Source organism: Cupriavidus sp. U2, assembly GCF_009663685.2.
In the GTDB taxonomy this organism is placed as follows: domain Bacteria; phylum Pseudomonadota; class Gammaproteobacteria; order Burkholderiales; family Burkholderiaceae; genus Cupriavidus; species Cupriavidus necator_C.
On record NZ_RCOG02000022.1, the window covers coordinates 162479 to 177740 of the forward strand.

17 protein-coding genes are annotated in these 15262 nt (G+C 64.9%); 13 read left to right on the top strand and 4 right to left on the bottom strand.

Annotated features, from left to right (window positions below):
- From D9X30_RS17275 to D9X30_RS17335, 13 genes are all read left to right on the top strand, one after another.
- A complete protein-coding gene (locus D9X30_RS17275) occupies positions 1-594 on the top strand; it encodes a hypothetical protein (RefSeq protein ID WP_153948407.1) in 594 nt (197 codons plus the stop codon).
- On the top strand, positions 591-1145 hold the full coding sequence (locus tag D9X30_RS17280; protein ID WP_153948408.1) for a hypothetical protein: 555 nt from the start codon (positions 591-593) through the stop codon (positions 1143-1145). The genes D9X30_RS17275 and D9X30_RS17280 overlap by 4 nt, the downstream gene beginning before the upstream one ends.
- Positions 1145-1546 (top strand): DUF6950 family protein, encoded by a 402-nt coding sequence (locus tag D9X30_RS17285; RefSeq protein ID WP_153948409.1) that lies wholly within the window; start codon positions 1145-1147, stop codon positions 1544-1546. The genes D9X30_RS17280 and D9X30_RS17285 overlap by 1 nt, the downstream gene beginning before the upstream one ends.
- A gap of 9 nt (positions 1547-1555) precedes the next feature.
- On the top strand, positions 1556-4717 hold the full coding sequence (locus D9X30_RS17290) for a phage tail protein (RefSeq protein ID WP_153948410.1): 3162 nt from the start codon (positions 1556-1558) through the stop codon (positions 4715-4717).
- Between the two features lie 15 nt (positions 4718-4732).
- A complete protein-coding gene (locus D9X30_RS29815; RefSeq protein WP_153948411.1) occupies positions 4733-5407 on the top strand; it encodes a phage tail protein in 675 nt (224 codons plus the stop codon).
- A 10-nt stretch (positions 5408-5417) separates the two neighbouring features.
- The gene (locus D9X30_RS17300) at positions 5418-6020 is read left to right on the top strand and encodes a tail fiber assembly protein (RefSeq protein ID WP_194946533.1); all 603 of its coding nucleotides are present in this window, start codon (positions 5418-5420) and stop codon (positions 6018-6020) included.
- Between the two features lie 59 nt (positions 6021-6079).
- Positions 6080-6400, top strand: a complete 321-nt coding sequence (locus D9X30_RS17305) for a hypothetical protein (protein ID WP_153948413.1) — start codon at positions 6080-6082, stop codon at positions 6398-6400.
- Between the two features lie 691 nt (positions 6401-7091).
- Positions 7092-8456, top strand: a complete 1365-nt coding sequence (locus D9X30_RS17310) for an SGNH/GDSL hydrolase family protein (RefSeq protein ID WP_228770955.1) — start codon at positions 7092-7094, stop codon at positions 8454-8456.
- A 60-nt stretch (positions 8457-8516) separates the two neighbouring features.
- Entirely contained in the window at positions 8517-9050 is a 534-nt protein-coding gene (locus D9X30_RS17315) for a glycoside hydrolase family 19 protein (RefSeq protein WP_153948415.1), read from the top strand.
- The gene (locus tag D9X30_RS17320) at positions 9050-9283 is read left to right on the top strand and encodes a DUF7940 domain-containing protein (RefSeq protein WP_153948416.1); all 234 of its coding nucleotides are present in this window, start codon (positions 9050-9052) and stop codon (positions 9281-9283) included. Before D9X30_RS17315 ends, D9X30_RS17320 begins: the two co-directional genes overlap by 1 nt.
- A gap of 35 nt (positions 9284-9318) precedes the next feature.
- Complete coding sequence (locus D9X30_RS17325) at positions 9319-9657, top strand: hypothetical protein (RefSeq protein WP_153948417.1); 339 nt, start codon at positions 9319-9321, stop codon at positions 9655-9657.
- Positions 9641-10069, top strand: coding sequence for a hypothetical protein (locus tag D9X30_RS17330; RefSeq protein ID WP_153948418.1), 429 nt, complete (start codon positions 9641-9643; stop codon positions 10067-10069). The genes D9X30_RS17325 and D9X30_RS17330 overlap by 17 nt, the downstream gene beginning before the upstream one ends.
- Positions 10070-10250: 181 nt before the next feature.
- Positions 10251-10652, top strand: a complete 402-nt coding sequence (locus tag D9X30_RS17335) for a hypothetical protein (protein WP_153948419.1) — start codon at positions 10251-10253, stop codon at positions 10650-10652.
- A 404-nt stretch (positions 10653-11056) separates the two neighbouring features.
- Here the strand turns inward: D9X30_RS17335 and D9X30_RS17340 are convergent, their stop codons facing one another.
- The 4 genes from D9X30_RS17340 to D9X30_RS17355 form a co-directional block, all read right to left on the bottom strand.
- On the bottom strand, positions 11057-11275 hold the full coding sequence (locus D9X30_RS17340; protein WP_153948420.1) for a DUF2188 domain-containing protein: 219 nt from the start codon (positions 11273-11275) through the stop codon (positions 11057-11059).
- Positions 11276-11630: 355 nt separating this feature from the next.
- Positions 11631-11969 (bottom strand): hypothetical protein, encoded by a 339-nt coding sequence (locus D9X30_RS17345; protein WP_153948421.1) that lies wholly within the window; start codon positions 11967-11969, stop codon positions 11631-11633.
- 624 nt (positions 11970-12593) lie between these two features.
- The gene (msrA, locus tag D9X30_RS17350) at positions 12594-13325 is read right to left on the bottom strand and encodes a peptide-methionine (S)-S-oxide reductase MsrA (RefSeq protein WP_153948422.1); all 732 of its coding nucleotides are present in this window, start codon (positions 13323-13325) and stop codon (positions 12594-12596) included.
- A gap of 62 nt (positions 13326-13387) precedes the next feature.
- Entirely contained in the window at positions 13388-15259 is a 1872-nt protein-coding gene (locus D9X30_RS17355) for a cytochrome c biogenesis protein DipZ (protein ID WP_153948423.1), read from the bottom strand.
- Positions 15260-15262: the final 3 nt, after the last annotated feature.

A 15262-nucleotide genomic window follows, 5' to 3' on the forward strand; every position in this document is an offset into this window, starting at 1 on the left:
ATGGCAACAATCGATTGGCCAGAAAGTCTGGTTCCGGCGAAGGCGACGTGGGGATTGCAGTCCAATACCGAATCCTTCACGTCGCCCCTGAACCGGACGGTTCAAACGGTCGAGCGTCCAGGCGCCCGCTGGAAGGCGAACCTGGAGTTTCCCCCGCTCGACATGATCCAGGCAGGCCGCCTACAGGCATTTCTTGCTTCTCTCGGCGGCATGGCCGGCCGGTTCACGCTGTGGCCACATGGTCGGCCGGGGCAGTCATCCTTTGCGCCGCTGGTGAATGGTGCCATGACGGATTACCGGATTCTCCCCACGAGATCCTGGCCAGCAAGCACGCTCGTGCTCCGGGCTGGTGACTACGTGGCGGTGGGCAGTGAGTTGAAGATGGTGACGGCTGACGTCACGAGCACTGCAGGCGGGCTCGCCAGCGTCCCGGTGGCCCCGCCGTTCCGAAACGCCCCGGCCGACGGCTCGGCGCTGACACTGAACAAGCCGCGCGCCACCATGATGCTGTCGTCCGATGAGTTCGCGATCGCCACTGTCCCTGGACGCATTGCCGAAGCGGTCGTGATCAGTGCAGTAGAGGTGCTGCTATGACGATCCGGCCGATGGACGCGGGCACGGCGGCGGCCGTGATTGCCGGACACGTTCCGTACATCTTCTTCGTGCGTCTCGACTTTTCGCAACCGCTGTGCGTGTGTAGCGCCGCTTACAACGTCTTCTGGTACGGGATCGAGTGGACGGGCCTCGGCAACCTTGGCGGCATGGAGCCGCTGCAGGAGCAGGCCGGGCTCGAAGCGATCGGCGTGCGCCTGACGCTGTCTGGCGTGCCGAGCGAGATGATTGCGCTCACCCTGGGCGAGCAGTATCAGGGCAAGCCATGTCAAATCTGGTTCGCGCCACTCCGAGATGATCTCCGACTGCTGGTGGACCCGGTCCGGCTGTTCTATGGCCGGATGGACACGATGAACGTCGAGGTCGGCGATACGGCGACCATTACGGTGTCCGCTGAATCACGGATGGCCACGTGGGACCGCGCGAGGGTGCGGCGGTACAACAACGAGGACCAACAGAGCCGGTATCCCGGAGACAAGGGCTTCGAGTTCGTGCCGCAGATGGTGGAGAAGAACCTGCAATGGGGACGGTAATGCAGCGCTTGCCTGACTGGCCGACGCGCCTGGCCGCGTTCATCGAAGCCCGCCGCGAGCGGGCTTTTTCATGGGGTGATTCGGATTGCTGCCTCTTCGTCTGTGACGGGATCGAAGCAATGACTGGAACGGACCCCGGCGAGCGTTGGCGGGGGCTGTACCAGTCGGAGCGGGGCGCCCGTCGCGTGCTGCGCGACAACGGCGGCGTTTCTGGCCTAGCCACCCTGATCCTCGGGCAGCCCGTGCAGTCGGCTTTGGCGGGGCGTGGGGATGTGGTGCTGATCGATACGCCAGCGGGCGAGGCGCTCGCATTGTGCGTCGGAAACACGATCGCCGCACAGGGCGGCCCGGGAATCGAGTTCCATCCGAACAACGCGGCAAAGGCCGCATGGAAGGTATAGGAGAGCCAGATGCCAGCAGCAGCTGCAGCCGCAGTCGCCACCGCCATTCTGGCCGCTGGTTCTAGCGTCGCAGTGGCAACCGCTGTGGGGATGCTTGTCTACGCGGTCACGGCGTTTGCGATCTCGTTCGCCATCGGCTCCATCATGGGAGCCATCTTCAAGCCGAAGTCGAACAACGGCTTTGCCGCCGAGGCGCAAGGGCGGGCGCAGGTTGTGCGTTCCAATGTCCAGCCGCGCAACCTGATCTACGGGCGCGCCATGACCTCCGGCCCGCTGGTATTCGCTGAGAGCACTGACGGAAACGGCAAGAGAAACCAGTTCATGCACCTGGTGATCGCGCTGGCCGATCACGAGTGCGATGCGGTCGAGGAGGTGTTCATCGGGGAGTCTCCAGTCGGCCCACTCGACGCGAATGGGTATGCGCTGGCCGCGCCATACAAGAAGATCAAGATGGTGAACCGGCGGTTCTCCGCCGCCCCTTCCGGGCAGACCCTTGTGCTCGCGCCAGGCGAGGCGATCCATCGCATCATCTCGATTACGTCGTCCGGATTGGGGGAAAACTTCGGCGGAGGGCTGAATTACTCGTTTACGCCGGATTCCATGTCGGTGACGGTGACGGACATCGAGGCGAACACGACATTGGTGACGATGGAGTACGAGGCCGAGGTAGGAGACGCGCTGGTGCGGGTGAGGGCCCATCTCGGATCGCCCTATCAGGAAGCCGATCCCGTCATGGTGTCCGAGATCCCGGGCTGGACGTGGGCGCATCGGCTGCGCGGCGTCTGCTTCATCTACGTCCGCCTCCAGTACGACTCAGACGTGTTTCCCAACGGTCTGCCCAATATCAAGGCGATGGTGCGGGGCAAGAAGGTGCTGGACCCGCGCACTGGCCAGACTGCCTGGAGCGACAACTGGGCGCTCTGCGTGAACGATTACCTGCGAGACGAAAGGGGGTTCGGCTGCGCTGACTCAGACATCGACGCGGCCACCATTAACGCCGCGGCGAATCTCTCCGACGAGTATGTCGAGGTCTTCCCCCTGCGGTACCACCAGCGCTATCGCTGCAATGGCGTGGTCATGCTCGACAAGTCGCCGCGCGACAACCTCGCGGAGATGGTGACAGCCGGCGGCGCCACGGTGACCATCACCGGGGGTGTGTTTCGCGTATTCGCGGGTGCCTACGACATCCCGACCGTCACGCTCACGGAAAGCGATCTGCGCGGGCCTGTGAAGGTTCAGGCACGCACGGCAAGAAAGGACCTGTTCAACCGGGTCAAAGGGACGTTCATCAACCCTTCGAACAACTGGCAGCCGAGCGACTTCCCAGCCGTAGAGAATGCGCTGTACGCAACGCAGGACGGGGAGGTGATCGACCGCGACATCGAGCTGCCATTCACCACGGATGTTCTCCAGGCCCAGCGTCTGGCGAAGATCATCCTGGAGCGATCGCGGCAGGGCATCGTGGTCGACTTCCCGGCCAAGCTGACGGCATTCCCCTTGACGGCCTACAGCACGGTCAAGGTGACGCTGGCGAAGTTCGGGTGGAGCAACAAGGTCTTCCGCGTCATGTCGTGGAAGATGTCCGAGGACGGCGGGATCGACCTTGTGCTGAACGAGGAAGCCGCTGCGGTCTACGACTGGAACTACGGCAACGCCACGGTGATCGATCCAGCGCCCGACACCAACCTGCCGAACCCGTTCCTCGTGGAAGCGCTCGGGGCGCTGGTGCTCGACTCTGGCGAAGACCAGCTGGTGCTGAGTGGCAGCGGACAAGTCGTGTCCCGAATTTTGGTGACATGGCCACCGGTGTCCGACGCGCTGGTGGCCGGTACCGGGCAGATAGAACTCGAGTACCGGAAGATTCAGGCCGAGGCCTGGACTCCCTTGGCACCGGTCAGTTCCGGGACGACTGGCGCGTACATCTCGCCGGTGGAGGACGGTGAGGTCTACCTGGTCCGTGGGCGCATCGTGTCGGCTATCGGTGTGAGAAGCAGGGAGTGGACCTACTCGGCGCCGCATATGGTCGTGGGGAAACTGGCCCCGCCGGCGAACCTTACGGGCTTGTCGCTCGCAGCGATCAACGGCTTTGCCAACCTGACTTGGGACGCGTCCGACGAACTGGATGTGCGGGTTGGCGGCCAGGCGCGCATCCGCCACACAACCGATACCGTGCAACCTAGTTGGGGAAGCGCCATCGACATCGGTGGGTACATCTCCGGTGCCGCGAATTCCGCCCAGTTGCCGCTGCTGACCGGCGTGTACTTGGCCAAGTGGATCGATTCGACGGGCCACGAATCGCCGGCAGCGACCTTGGTCATCACCACGGCGCCATCGCTCGATAGCCTCAATGTGGTTGCGGAGATTGCCGAGCAGCCGACATTCGCAGGCGCGAAGACCAACGTCGTGTTCGACCCAGCGCTGAACGGAATAAAGCTGATCGGGAGCGGACTGATCGATGACCAGGGGCTCATCGATGCGAGCGGACTCTGGGACACCCAGGGTCTGATCGACAGCCTTGGGCCGATCGATACGGTCGTCGGCGCCGGCGGTTGGGGGCTGATCGATTCTCTTGGCGGCATCGTCAGCAGCGGCGCCTATCAATTCGCCGGAGCGCTGGACCTTGGTTCTGTCGAGAAGTCGCGCCTGACGGCCACGATCGACGCGGTGTCGTTCGACATAGGAGACACCATCGATGACCGGTTCGAGTTGATCGATTCATGGCAATCCATCGACGGCACCTTGATCAGTGACACCGCCGTCACGCTCTTTGTCCGAACCACCAATGATGACCCGGCCGGTGCACCGACCTGGACGGAATGGCAGCGGTTTTCGGTGGGGGACTACGAGGCTCGCGCCTTCCAGTGGAAGGTGACGCTGGAGAGCGGGTCACCGACGCACAACATCGTCGTGACCGGGCTCTCGGTGTCCGTTGATATGCCTGACCGGCGGGAATCCGGACGCGACATCGTGTCGACCGCCGGCGCCATGCAGATCACCTACGGAAAGCCGTTCCGCGTCAGCCCCAACCTCGGAATCACCGCGCAGAACATGGCCCAAGGGGACTACTTCGTCATCACCGAAAAGCTGCCGTCGGGTTTCAAGATCACCTTCCTCAACTCTGCCAGCACGCCGGTGTCCCGCAAGTTTGACTGGGATGCCGTCGCATACTAATCCGGAGAGAAAAGCATGTCTCAACATGACATGGACGTCGCCAACCAGGCGGGCGCCGCCTTTCGTGCTGATCTGAATGCCGCGCTTCAGGCTATCGCCTCGCAGCAATCGGGATCGACCCAGCCCCCTGCAACCTTCGCCTACCAGCTATGGGCTGACACCAGTGCCGGTGTGCTGCGTATGCGCAACGCTGCCAACAATGCCTGGATAACAGTGGGTGTGCTGGGCGTGGCTAACCTCGGCCATATCTTGCCCGGGACGGTTGCCTATTTTGCCGCCAGTTCCCCACCTGCAGGCTACCTGAAGACAAATGGGGCCGCTGTGTCGCGCTCCACGTATTCCGATCTCTATGCTGCTATCGGCACACTTTTCGGCGCTGGGGATGGATCGAACACCTTCAACGTGCCTGATCTGCGTGGTGAGTTCTTGCGCGGCTGGGACGACGGACGCGGGCTCGACGTTGGCCGTGGCCTTGGCACACTCCAGCAGGAAATGGTGGGTCCGCATACCCACAATACTGTGACGGCAGCATCAGGCGTGACGAGCGGCGCAGAGAGTATCGCGTACATGCCTGGTGACAATAACGGGCGATTCACGGTGATCAGCAATTCCATGCATGGCGTTCAGCCCAACACTGGCACGGAGAACCGGCCACGCAACATCGCGCTGCTGGCCTGCATCAAGTACTGAGGACACTAGTATGGACATCCACAATTACCACCCCAGCACTGGCCAGCATCTTGGCATCGGCTTCGCGGATGAGAACCCGCTCGATCCCGAGAACCCCATTGTGCCTGGCTATGCCACGCCGACGGCTCCGCCCGCCGTGCAACAGGGCAGGGTGGCCGTGTATCGCCAGGCAGATGGCACCCCGCCTCAGAATTGGGGTGACGGTGACTGGACTATCGTGCCGGATTACCGGGCAATTCGGCTGTTTCGCACCTCCGACGGCACGGCGTTCGATCTGGGACAGGAATACAACGGCTTGGGCGACCTTCCGCCGTTCCTGACCGACGAGCCGCGCCCGACCGCCGCCCATGTCTGGCTGAACGACGAATGGGCGCTGGACGAGGCGCTGGAGACGTCGCAGATGATCACGGCAGCCACCGCAAAGCGTGACGCGCTGCTTGCCGAGGCGGACCAGCTGATCGCGCCGCTGATGGACGGTTTCGTGCTGGACGAGCTGTCGACTGAAGAATCTGCCTTGCTGAAGGCCCTGAGCCAGTACCGGAAGGCGCTGCGGGCCGTGACGGGCCAGGCGGGCTTTCCGCGCACCATCAACTGGCCGGTGAAACCGGCGTAGACGCTCGCCGCATTGCTCTCACCGGCCGCCATAGAGCGGCCATTTTTATTGGTGCCACAATGACGACAGCTTTCAAACGCGGACAGACCTTCGCATATGCCGGGCAAGTTCTGGACGGCGGCAATGTCGCAGACTTCACCGGGTGGTCGATCTCATCTCAGCTGCGCACCAGCGGCGCCCGGGAGCTGGTGCAGACGCTTGATGCTTCGTTCGTCGACGCGGCAACCGGGGTTGTGTCGCTCAAAGCCACTGCCGCGCAGACGACCGCATGGCCTGTGGAACTGTTGGTGATGGACATCCGGCTGCAGGACCCCGCCGGGCAGGTCGTCATTTCGGACACCGTGACGATCAACGTGGTGGAGCGCGTGACCTATGCCTGATCTGACGCCCTACAACCTGTCGCTGAAGCTGTTCGACGCGGAAAATGTTCAGCTCGACGTGAGTTTCGCGGCCTTCTTCAAAGGCGATCCGGGAGATGCGGGCTCGGGCGGCGGAGCAGGGGGACAGGGACCAATCGGCCCAACCGGTCCCACGGGCGCGACCGGCGCTACAGGTTCGGCCGGCCCGACAGGGTCCACTGGCGCAAACGGGGCGACCGGCGCCACAGGTCCCACGGGTGCCACCGGTGCTGCCGGGGCAACTGGGGCAACGGGCGTCGCCGGCCCAACCGGGGCTACAGGAGCAACAGGGGCAACTGGGGTCAGTGGCCCGACCGGAGCCACAGGGCCAACTGGGGCCACTGGTGGTGATGGCCAGCCTGGCGCCCAAGGTGCCACGGGACCAGATGGCAATCCCGGCGCCACCGGAGCTACCGGGCCCACTGGGCCGACTGGGCCGACTGGGCCGACGGGCGGCGCAGGCCCAACTGGACCAACCGGTCCTACGGGGAACCCGGGCGAAGCGGGCGCCACGGGCGCGACGGGGGCGACGGGCCCTACCGGTGCCAACGGCAATGCCGGGCCCACCGGCGCCACCGGTAACCCTGGCGCGACGGGTCCGACCGGACCGACGGGCGCCACCGGTCCTGACGGCAACAAGGGCGCGAGCGGCGACGCGGCGCTGGGCTTTGTGTTGCCGAGTCAGATCAATCTGCGGAAGGCGCAGGCGGTCACTGCCAGCACGCTGACGACCACAAACAATGCCGCGCTGACGCGGTTCTGGCCCGCCATCGAAACGGATCGCTCGGTTGCTCAAGGGGCATCGATCATCACCGGCCCGTACTTCACGTACACCCGCGCCGGGGCGCCGTCCGTGAAGGGTACGGCGGATTGGGACCATCTGTTCGTCACGTGGAAGAACGTCAGCTACGGGGCAACGAAGACCAGCAACGGCTACTGCGTGGCCTTCCTGTTCGACGGGGACATGCTGTCGTTCGACGTGCAGGGCATAGGTGGCGGGTCGATCATGTGGCGCGTCGACGATCAGTTCGTGAGCCTGACGCCGACCGCCGTGCCAGGCAACGGCGCCGAGAACTATGCCTTCTTGAACTTCGGCTCGCGGGCCCTGCGCCGCGTGGAACTGTGGGGATCGTCGGCGCCGTTCTCCGGGGTCTACACGAAGCCCACCGACTCGATCGTGCCGGCGCCAATTCGTGGCCCGCGCACACTCTTCATCGGGGATTCGTTCACGGAAGGCGCGGGCGCCAATGGTGGCCTCAACGACTATGTGGCCAACTTCGCCACAGCCCTGAACTGGGACGATGTGTGGGGCTCCGGCGTGGGTGGCACCGGGTATCTGGCGGTCAACGGCTCGTCGCAGAAATACCGCGACCGAATCGCGACAGACGTCATCCCGTTCGCACCGCAGCTGATCTTCATCACCGGTGGGTACAACGATAGTGCCTCAACTGCGGCGGCGATCGCGACCGAGGCTCAGGCCTTGGTGACGGCGTTGAAGACCGCGCTGCCGGCGGCCAAGATCGTGATGGTGGCCCCGTACTGGACCGGCGGGCCTGCCACGATGAGCAAGCTGATCCTCGACCAGACAGCGGCACTGAAGGGCGTTGCCGATGCGAACGGACTCTACTGGATCAGCCTCACCGAGCTGCCGCTTCGGAATGGCGTTGCGCCGATGGCCACCACGCTCGGCGCAGCTGCTGCGGCGAATGCGACCTCCCTGACGGTGAGCGGTCGTGTCGGCGTGAATCAGACCTTCAAGTTCCCCGACGGCACCAAGTTCCAGGTGAAGGCCGTCACGGGCGCCGGTCCGTTCACGGTGACAACAGATGGTCCGATCCAGACTGCGCAAGCGAACGGAGCTGCCATCACCGAAGTCGGCCCGAGCCTGTGGCAGGGGACCGGCGCGGTCGGCGCCACCTCGGGCTGGGGCAACTCCGACCTGATCGTCAGCAGTGACCACGTTCACCCGTCGGCCGCAGGTCACACCCTTATGGGCCAGACGCTCGCCACCCGCGCGATCGACGTGCTCCGCTCGTGAGCGGCGGGCAACCAACTGCATAGCCACCTTCGGGTGGCTTTTTCATTTCTGGAGAGGGCCATGGACAAGCAGACATTCAAGCTGGCCGCCGGCCTGACGCAGGCAATGGCCGATCGCTGGCACGCGCCTGTTCTCGCCACGTGGGCGGAATTCGGTATCAACACGCCGACGCGCCAGGCGGCTTGGCTCGCCCAGATCGGGCACGAGTCAGGCGGCTTCATCTACACGCGCGAGTTGTGGGGGCCGACGCCGGCGCAGCAGCGGTACGAAGGGCGGGCAGACCTTGGCAACACGCAGCCCGGCGACGGGAAGCGGTACATGGGCCGTGGCCTGATCCAGGTCACCGGGCGGGCCAACTACCGCGCGTGCGGTGCGGCGCTGGGGGTCGACCTGGAGGCCTCGCCGGAGCTGCTGCAGGGGGACGTGCTCGCCGCCAGGTCGGCTGGCTGGTTCTGGCAGCGGAAGAACCTGAACGCGCTGGCCGATGCCGGCGACTTCGTAACCCTCACCCGCCGGATTAACGGCGGCACCAACGGCCTGGCCGACCGGCAGCAGCGTTGGGAACGCGCCAAGCGCGCACTGGGAGTCGTGTGATGCAGATCGTCGAGAACTGGAACAAGTTGTGGAAGAGCACCACCGTGCTGCTGTCGGCGCTGCTGGCCATGCTGTCGGCCGCGCAGCTCGTCCTTCCGTCCCTGCAGGCGGTGATGGAGCCGAAGCTGTTCGCCCAGATCACGCTGGCGCTGGCCGTGCTGATCGGCGCGCTGCGCTACGTCGCCCAGCAGTCCATCAAGCCGGACGAGCAGCCGCCGACTGACCAACCGTGATCTGCCACCAGAGCAGCACGAACAACGGAGCCGTGATGGACCTATCTGTGATGACAGTGCCGGGGGGCACGGGCGGGGCGCTGGGCTTCGTGGTGGCCGCGATCGTGGGGGCGCTGTGGTTCATTCGCGGCGCCTGGCGAAAGGACAGGGTCGAAGGTGTCCAGAGCCAGGCCCACATCGACATCATCGCGCGGCTTGAGGCGCAGCTCGACCGGGCCAATGAGCGGGTGACGCTGGCCGAGCAGCGGGCCGACCTGGCCTACAAGGAACGCAACGAGGCGCTCCAGGCTATCGGGAAGCTCGAGGCCAAGATCTCCGCTCTGGAAATGCAGGTGCAGATGATGCGGGAGCGATTCGATGGCAAAGCTACGTGATTGGCTGGCGCGGTACCGGGCGAAGTTCATCCTGGTCGGCCACCGGATGGAAGCGGTGACGGTGCTGATTCTGCTGCTGGGCGGCGGGATGGGCACCGGCTATCTTTTCTGCGTCTGGCAGTACCGCGAGCTGATGGCCCAGCAGCGCGACGACCACCAGGCCGAGATCGCTCGGCTGCAGGAAGCCTACACGCAGACGCTGGCGGCGCTGACGCCCAAGGTCGCTGCCGCAGCCAATGCGTCGGCCCAGGCGGCTGAGGCGTCCGTGGAGGCTGCCAAGTCCGTGAAGCGGGCCGCGCGCCCCGTTCCGCCGCTGGCAGCTGCGCCGCGCCCGCTCACCGAGGCCGAGCGCCTGGACGTGAACCGCGACATCGAGGCGGCAAACCGGAAGGTGAGGGAGGCCCGAAAGTGAGATCCATCCTGCTCTGTCTGGTGCTGGCCGGCTGCGCCGCACCGGAGCCACCGGCCGTGCCGCCGGCGCCGCGCAACTGTCCGATCCTCCCTACCTTGAAGGAGGGGGCAGGGCGGGCCGAAATGCTCGCCCACATTCGCCTGGTCGCGCACCTCTACGGCCGTTGCGCTGGAGGTGGGCCATGATCCCGCTCATTGCCGCCCGGGCCGCGCTGGCCGCCGTACCTTGGCGCGCCATCGGCGCCGGGCTGCTGGCCGTGGCCATCTTCTCCGCCGGCTGGGTGGCCAACGGCTGGCGCAAGGATTCCGAGATCGATCGGATGAAGACGGCCAGCGCCCAGGCCGACCTGGCCGGCGCCAACAAGGCGCTCGATGACCTTGGCAAGGCCAGCGCCACGATCCGGACCAAGGCCGACGAGTTCAACGCCACCCAGACCGAGCTGGGCGCCAAGGTCGATGCCGCCGTGAAGGAATTCCGAAATGCGAAGAAGCCTCTGCCTGTTGGTTGCCGCCCTGACGATTTCCGGGTGCGCAAGCTGTCCGACGCCGTCGACGCGGCCAAGCAAGCCGCCGCCGCTCGATAGCGCTCTAGCCACGCCATGCCGGATTCCGGACGCGCCGGCCGCCGCCGACTATGACGCCTGGCAGGAATGGGTGATGGGGGACCTGCTGAAGGCGCTCGGCGAATGCGCGGCGAAGCACCGGAAGACGGTCGAGGCCTGGCCCCAATAAAAAATGCCACGGCCGCCATGGCCGTGGCTGAACGATTTAGGAAGTAGTGCCGGTCTCCCGGCAGGGCAAAGAATGGCACAGTGAGCCCCGCCCGCGCATCGCCCGAACGGGTGAAATCTAGCGTTTGAAGCGTTCTGGCGGCACCGCGCCTGGCCGCTTAGCCAACCGGCCTCGTGCGGTATGGCCTTTCTCTCGACGCGGAGCATGGGCGAGAGCTGATCCAGCGTCGGCGCGGGCGCGCCGCGCGGCATGTCGGTCAGCCCTTAGCGTCGCGCGGGTCATGACCAAGAGAACTTCGCTCGTGGAGTTGGCCGTTGCGGCTGTGGATCAGCAGTTCGACCTTGTCGGTCTTCGCGCGCTCCCATCCGGCGCGGATCGCTTCCTCCTGCGTCACGTAAAAGGTTCGCCTGCCGCTGCCGGCCGCTTCGACCGCCCAGCCTTCGCCGGCCGGTACGACGTGGATGTCTGCTGCCATGATCGTCTCCTGAAGCGATATGGAAATAGTCTGCGTATGGCCCAAGCCGCTCACTATCCGTAGGCATCTGACATCGACCGCAGAAAAATGCGCGTCGGTCGATGGCGGATCAAAATTTGGGACGAAAAAAAACCACGCAGCATTGTGCGTGGCGGGATGGGAATCGCGGGGTCAATCGCGGTATCTAGTGTCCCCCACCGGAGTGATCTTGTCGTCCCTACGCGAGAGGGGATGCGACGCGCTAAAGGTTAATTTCCTCTGTGACGTTATACCGGGTTCACTTGCTTACCAGTGAACCCGTTTAAGGAAGAGTTCAGGGCTGGCGTTCTCGCCAGCCCATTTTTTTGCACCGCGCCTAAAGCTGATCCTTTCGCGGCAGCGTCTGCCGGATTTTCTCCAGCACCCGCCGGTGCTTGTCCTCAGCCTCTTCCCACGTCTCCGAGTAGAAGCACTTGTTCAGGCCACCGCTGATCTTGGTCCGGAACATGGGCGGCTTGTCATCCTGCAGGCGGGCCCAGCCGGAGAAGTAGGTCCAGACGTCAACCGCGTATTCCGGCAGGCGGTCCATGATCTGCCAGCCTTTGCCCTCTGAGTCTTGCCAGATCGCGTGCTCGGTGTAGTCGTAGCACCGGACGGGGTGACCGGCTTCGTCGAGGGTGTAGTAGCGGTCGTAATCCGGGCGGATCGGGTTCACCGGCAGCCCGCCCGGTGTAACGGGCAATCGGGGCTTGGGACTGAGACGAGGCATGGCTACAAATGTACTGTATGTACGTACAGTATATCTCGTGGGCTCGGACGCCTCGAAAGTGTCCAATAAGTTCGAGATGACCCTTGGGAAACCCGCGTCGCTCTATATAGATAGTGGGCGTATTCTCTTGGACACGATGACGGCGAAACGCCGCCAGCAATGGCTAAGCGGTTCACAGTGTGCCCGCATGGGGTGCAGGTGGTCGGAGGTTCAAATCCTCTCGCCCCGACCAGAATAAAAGCCCGCGTAATCGATTGGTTACGCGGGCTTTGTCTTTTCCGATTCGGCGAATGCGCTGGCGATATTGCCAGTCGGGCAGGTCTGGGTGGGCCACCGCAAAATTTCCTTACATCTCAGACATTGTTCTGCGTCTGTGATGGTCTAGCCTTAACCCCATTCATCGAACTCATGGAATGCCGCACGACGACGCGTGATCGTGCGGTTGCATTTATTACTGATGACCTGGCGTGACGTTTTACTGATCGGTTGTGGTTGGGTAGGTGCCTGCGTGGCCGCGGGGTGGATTCTGACCGCGGCGGTCGGGGTGTTCGGGTGAACCTGCCGGCCCCCTCACTGCGCTTTCGATACCAGCACCGGATCGTTCCGATAGAGGTCCGGGAACATCTTCTTCAGGTTGCCGATCTTCGGCAGGTCGTTGAAGACGATGTACATGTCGCGCGGGTTCCGGGCCAGATAATCCTGGTGGTAGCTCTCGGCGGCATAGAACGGCTTGTTGGGTTCCACGCGCGTCACGATCGGTGACGGCCAGGCCTTGCTGCTGCCCAGCTGTGCAATATAGGCCTCGGCAATCGATTTTTGCTCCGGCGTGAGCGGGAAAATGGCCGAGCGGTATTGCGTGCCGTGGTCCGGCCCCTGGTAGTTCAGTTGCGTCGGATTATGGGCGACCGAGAAAAACACCTGCAGCAGCTTGCCGTAGGTAATTTGTGTGGGGTCGTAACGGATTTCCACCGACTCGGCGTGTCCGGTATTGCCGGCGCCCACTTTCTCGTACTGCGCCGTATTGGCCGAGCCCCCCGCGTAACCGGACGTGACCAGTGTTACGCCACGTACATGCTGGAACACGCCTTGCACGCCCCAGAAGCAGCCGCCCGCTAAGACCGCCGTGGCGGAATGGCTGGTGCCCGGTTTTTCATCGACGGTCGGGGCGGGAACTTTCACTGCGTCCTCGGCCGACAGGGCGGGTATCCGGTAGGTGGTGGCGATGGCCGCGACGAAGGCCAGCCCGATCATCTTGAGCGTGGTAGGGCGGGTCCAGCGTTGCAGCGTGGTGATGGCGGTCATGGTGATGTTCCTTTCCCTGTTGAAATCAGTGTGGATGGCTTGAATCAGTCTTGGTCACGGCCTCAGCCGAACGTGAACGCGTAGGCTTGCACGCCGGGGTCCAGAAACTCGATGGCAAAGGTGCGGTCGCGTATCGCGCCGTCTTGCCGCACAAGCTGGTAAAGGCGTTGGTCGGTGACCGTGCCGGTGCCGTCGGCGGCCACGTCCGTGCCGTGAGAGGCGCCTGGAGCCTGGCCATCGATCGTCACGCGAAAGCGCACCGGCTTGCCGTCGCGGCCCGGGCCCAGCACCAGATGCAGGTCGCGCGCATGGAAGCGGTAGATGATGCGGCCATCGGGCTTCATCAGCGAGGCGTGTTCCTGGCCGACATTCCACTGGCCGGCCAGGCCCCAGTGGTTCAGCGCGGGCTGGACGGGTGCGCTGTAGTCCTTGGTGGCGTCTTCGCGGGCACCGCCGGGCGAGGCGAAGTTCTCGGCCCGCGCGTAGCCGACGTAGGTTTCCGGCGACTGCACGGCGCGGGCGTCGGCAGCCAACTCCACGCCCTTTGCCATGCCCTGGACCGTCCCTTCCGCCGCACCCGCACCGACGGCAGCCATCTTGCCCACATCGCCGTGGCCGGCCTCGGCCAGCAGTTGCCGGATCACGGCTTCAGACTTGTCATACTCGCCTTCGCCGAAATGGTGGAAACGCACGCGTCCCTGGGCGTCGATGAAGTAGTGCGCCGGCCAGTAGTTGTTCTGGAAGGCGCGCCAGATGGCGTAGTTGTTGTCGATCGCGACCGGGTAGGTCACGCCCAGGTCCTTCGCGGCCTTGCGGACGTTGTCGACATTGCGCTCGAACGCGAACTCGGGCGCATGCACGCCGATCACCACCAGCCCCTGGTCGCGATACTTCTCCGCCCATGCCTTCACGTAAGGCAGCGAGCGCAGGCAGTTGATGCACGAATACGTCCAGAAATCGACCAGCACGACCTTGCCACGCAGGGCCTCTGCCGTGAGCGGCGGCGAATTCAGCCACGCCACCGCGCCATCGACACCGGGAAACTTGCCTTCGACCGGCAGATCCGATGCCGGGCCGGCCGCCGCGCGCATCATCATCGACCCACCGGATGCCTCGGGCGTGGCCGACATCGCCATGGTGTTCTGCGCCATCGCCTGGGGCTTGGCCTGCATCATCATCGCGCCGCCAGCGCTGTCGCTGGCGTCCTTGCGGCCCGCGAAGGCATCGACCAGCCGCTGCTCCAGCCCGCCGGTGGCCACCGTGGAAATGCGCGTGAGGATGCCGGTATCGAGCCCGAGCGCGATGGCGCCTACGCCCACGAGCATGGCAGCGCCGATGGCGCGCCGGATCCATTCGCCCGCGCCCAGCGACCGCTTCATGGCGGCGAACACGCGGCCGCCCACCAGCAGCGCCACGGCCAGCGACGTGGCGGCCCCGGCGGCATAGGCGAGCAGCAGCAGGGTGGTGCCAATGCTGGCCCCCTGCAGGGCGGCGCCCGTCAGCACCAGGCCCAGGATCGGGCCCGCGCAGGGCGCCCAGAGCAGGCCGGTGGCGATGCCGAGCAGGAACGACGACGCCGGGCTGGCCGGGCGTCCGTCGGCCTGGGCGAAGTTTGTCAGGCGGCTGCCGGCACGCACCAGCGGCTGGGTCAGCCGTTCGGCCAGGCTCGGCAGCAGCAGTGTCACGCCGAACACGGCCAATAGGGCGATGGCCAGCCAGCGGCCGAGCTCATTGGCCTGCGCCACCCAGCCGCCGCCCACGGCGGCCAGCGTGGCCACGCCGGCGAACGTAATACCCATGCCGGCCAGCAGGGGCAGGCCGCTGCGCACGAACGGCTGGTCGGCCCGCGCGAAGACGAAGGGCAGGACGGGCAGGATGCAGGGGCTCAGGATCGTCAGGACCCCGCCCAGGTAGGCAAGTATCAGCAGCAGCATGGC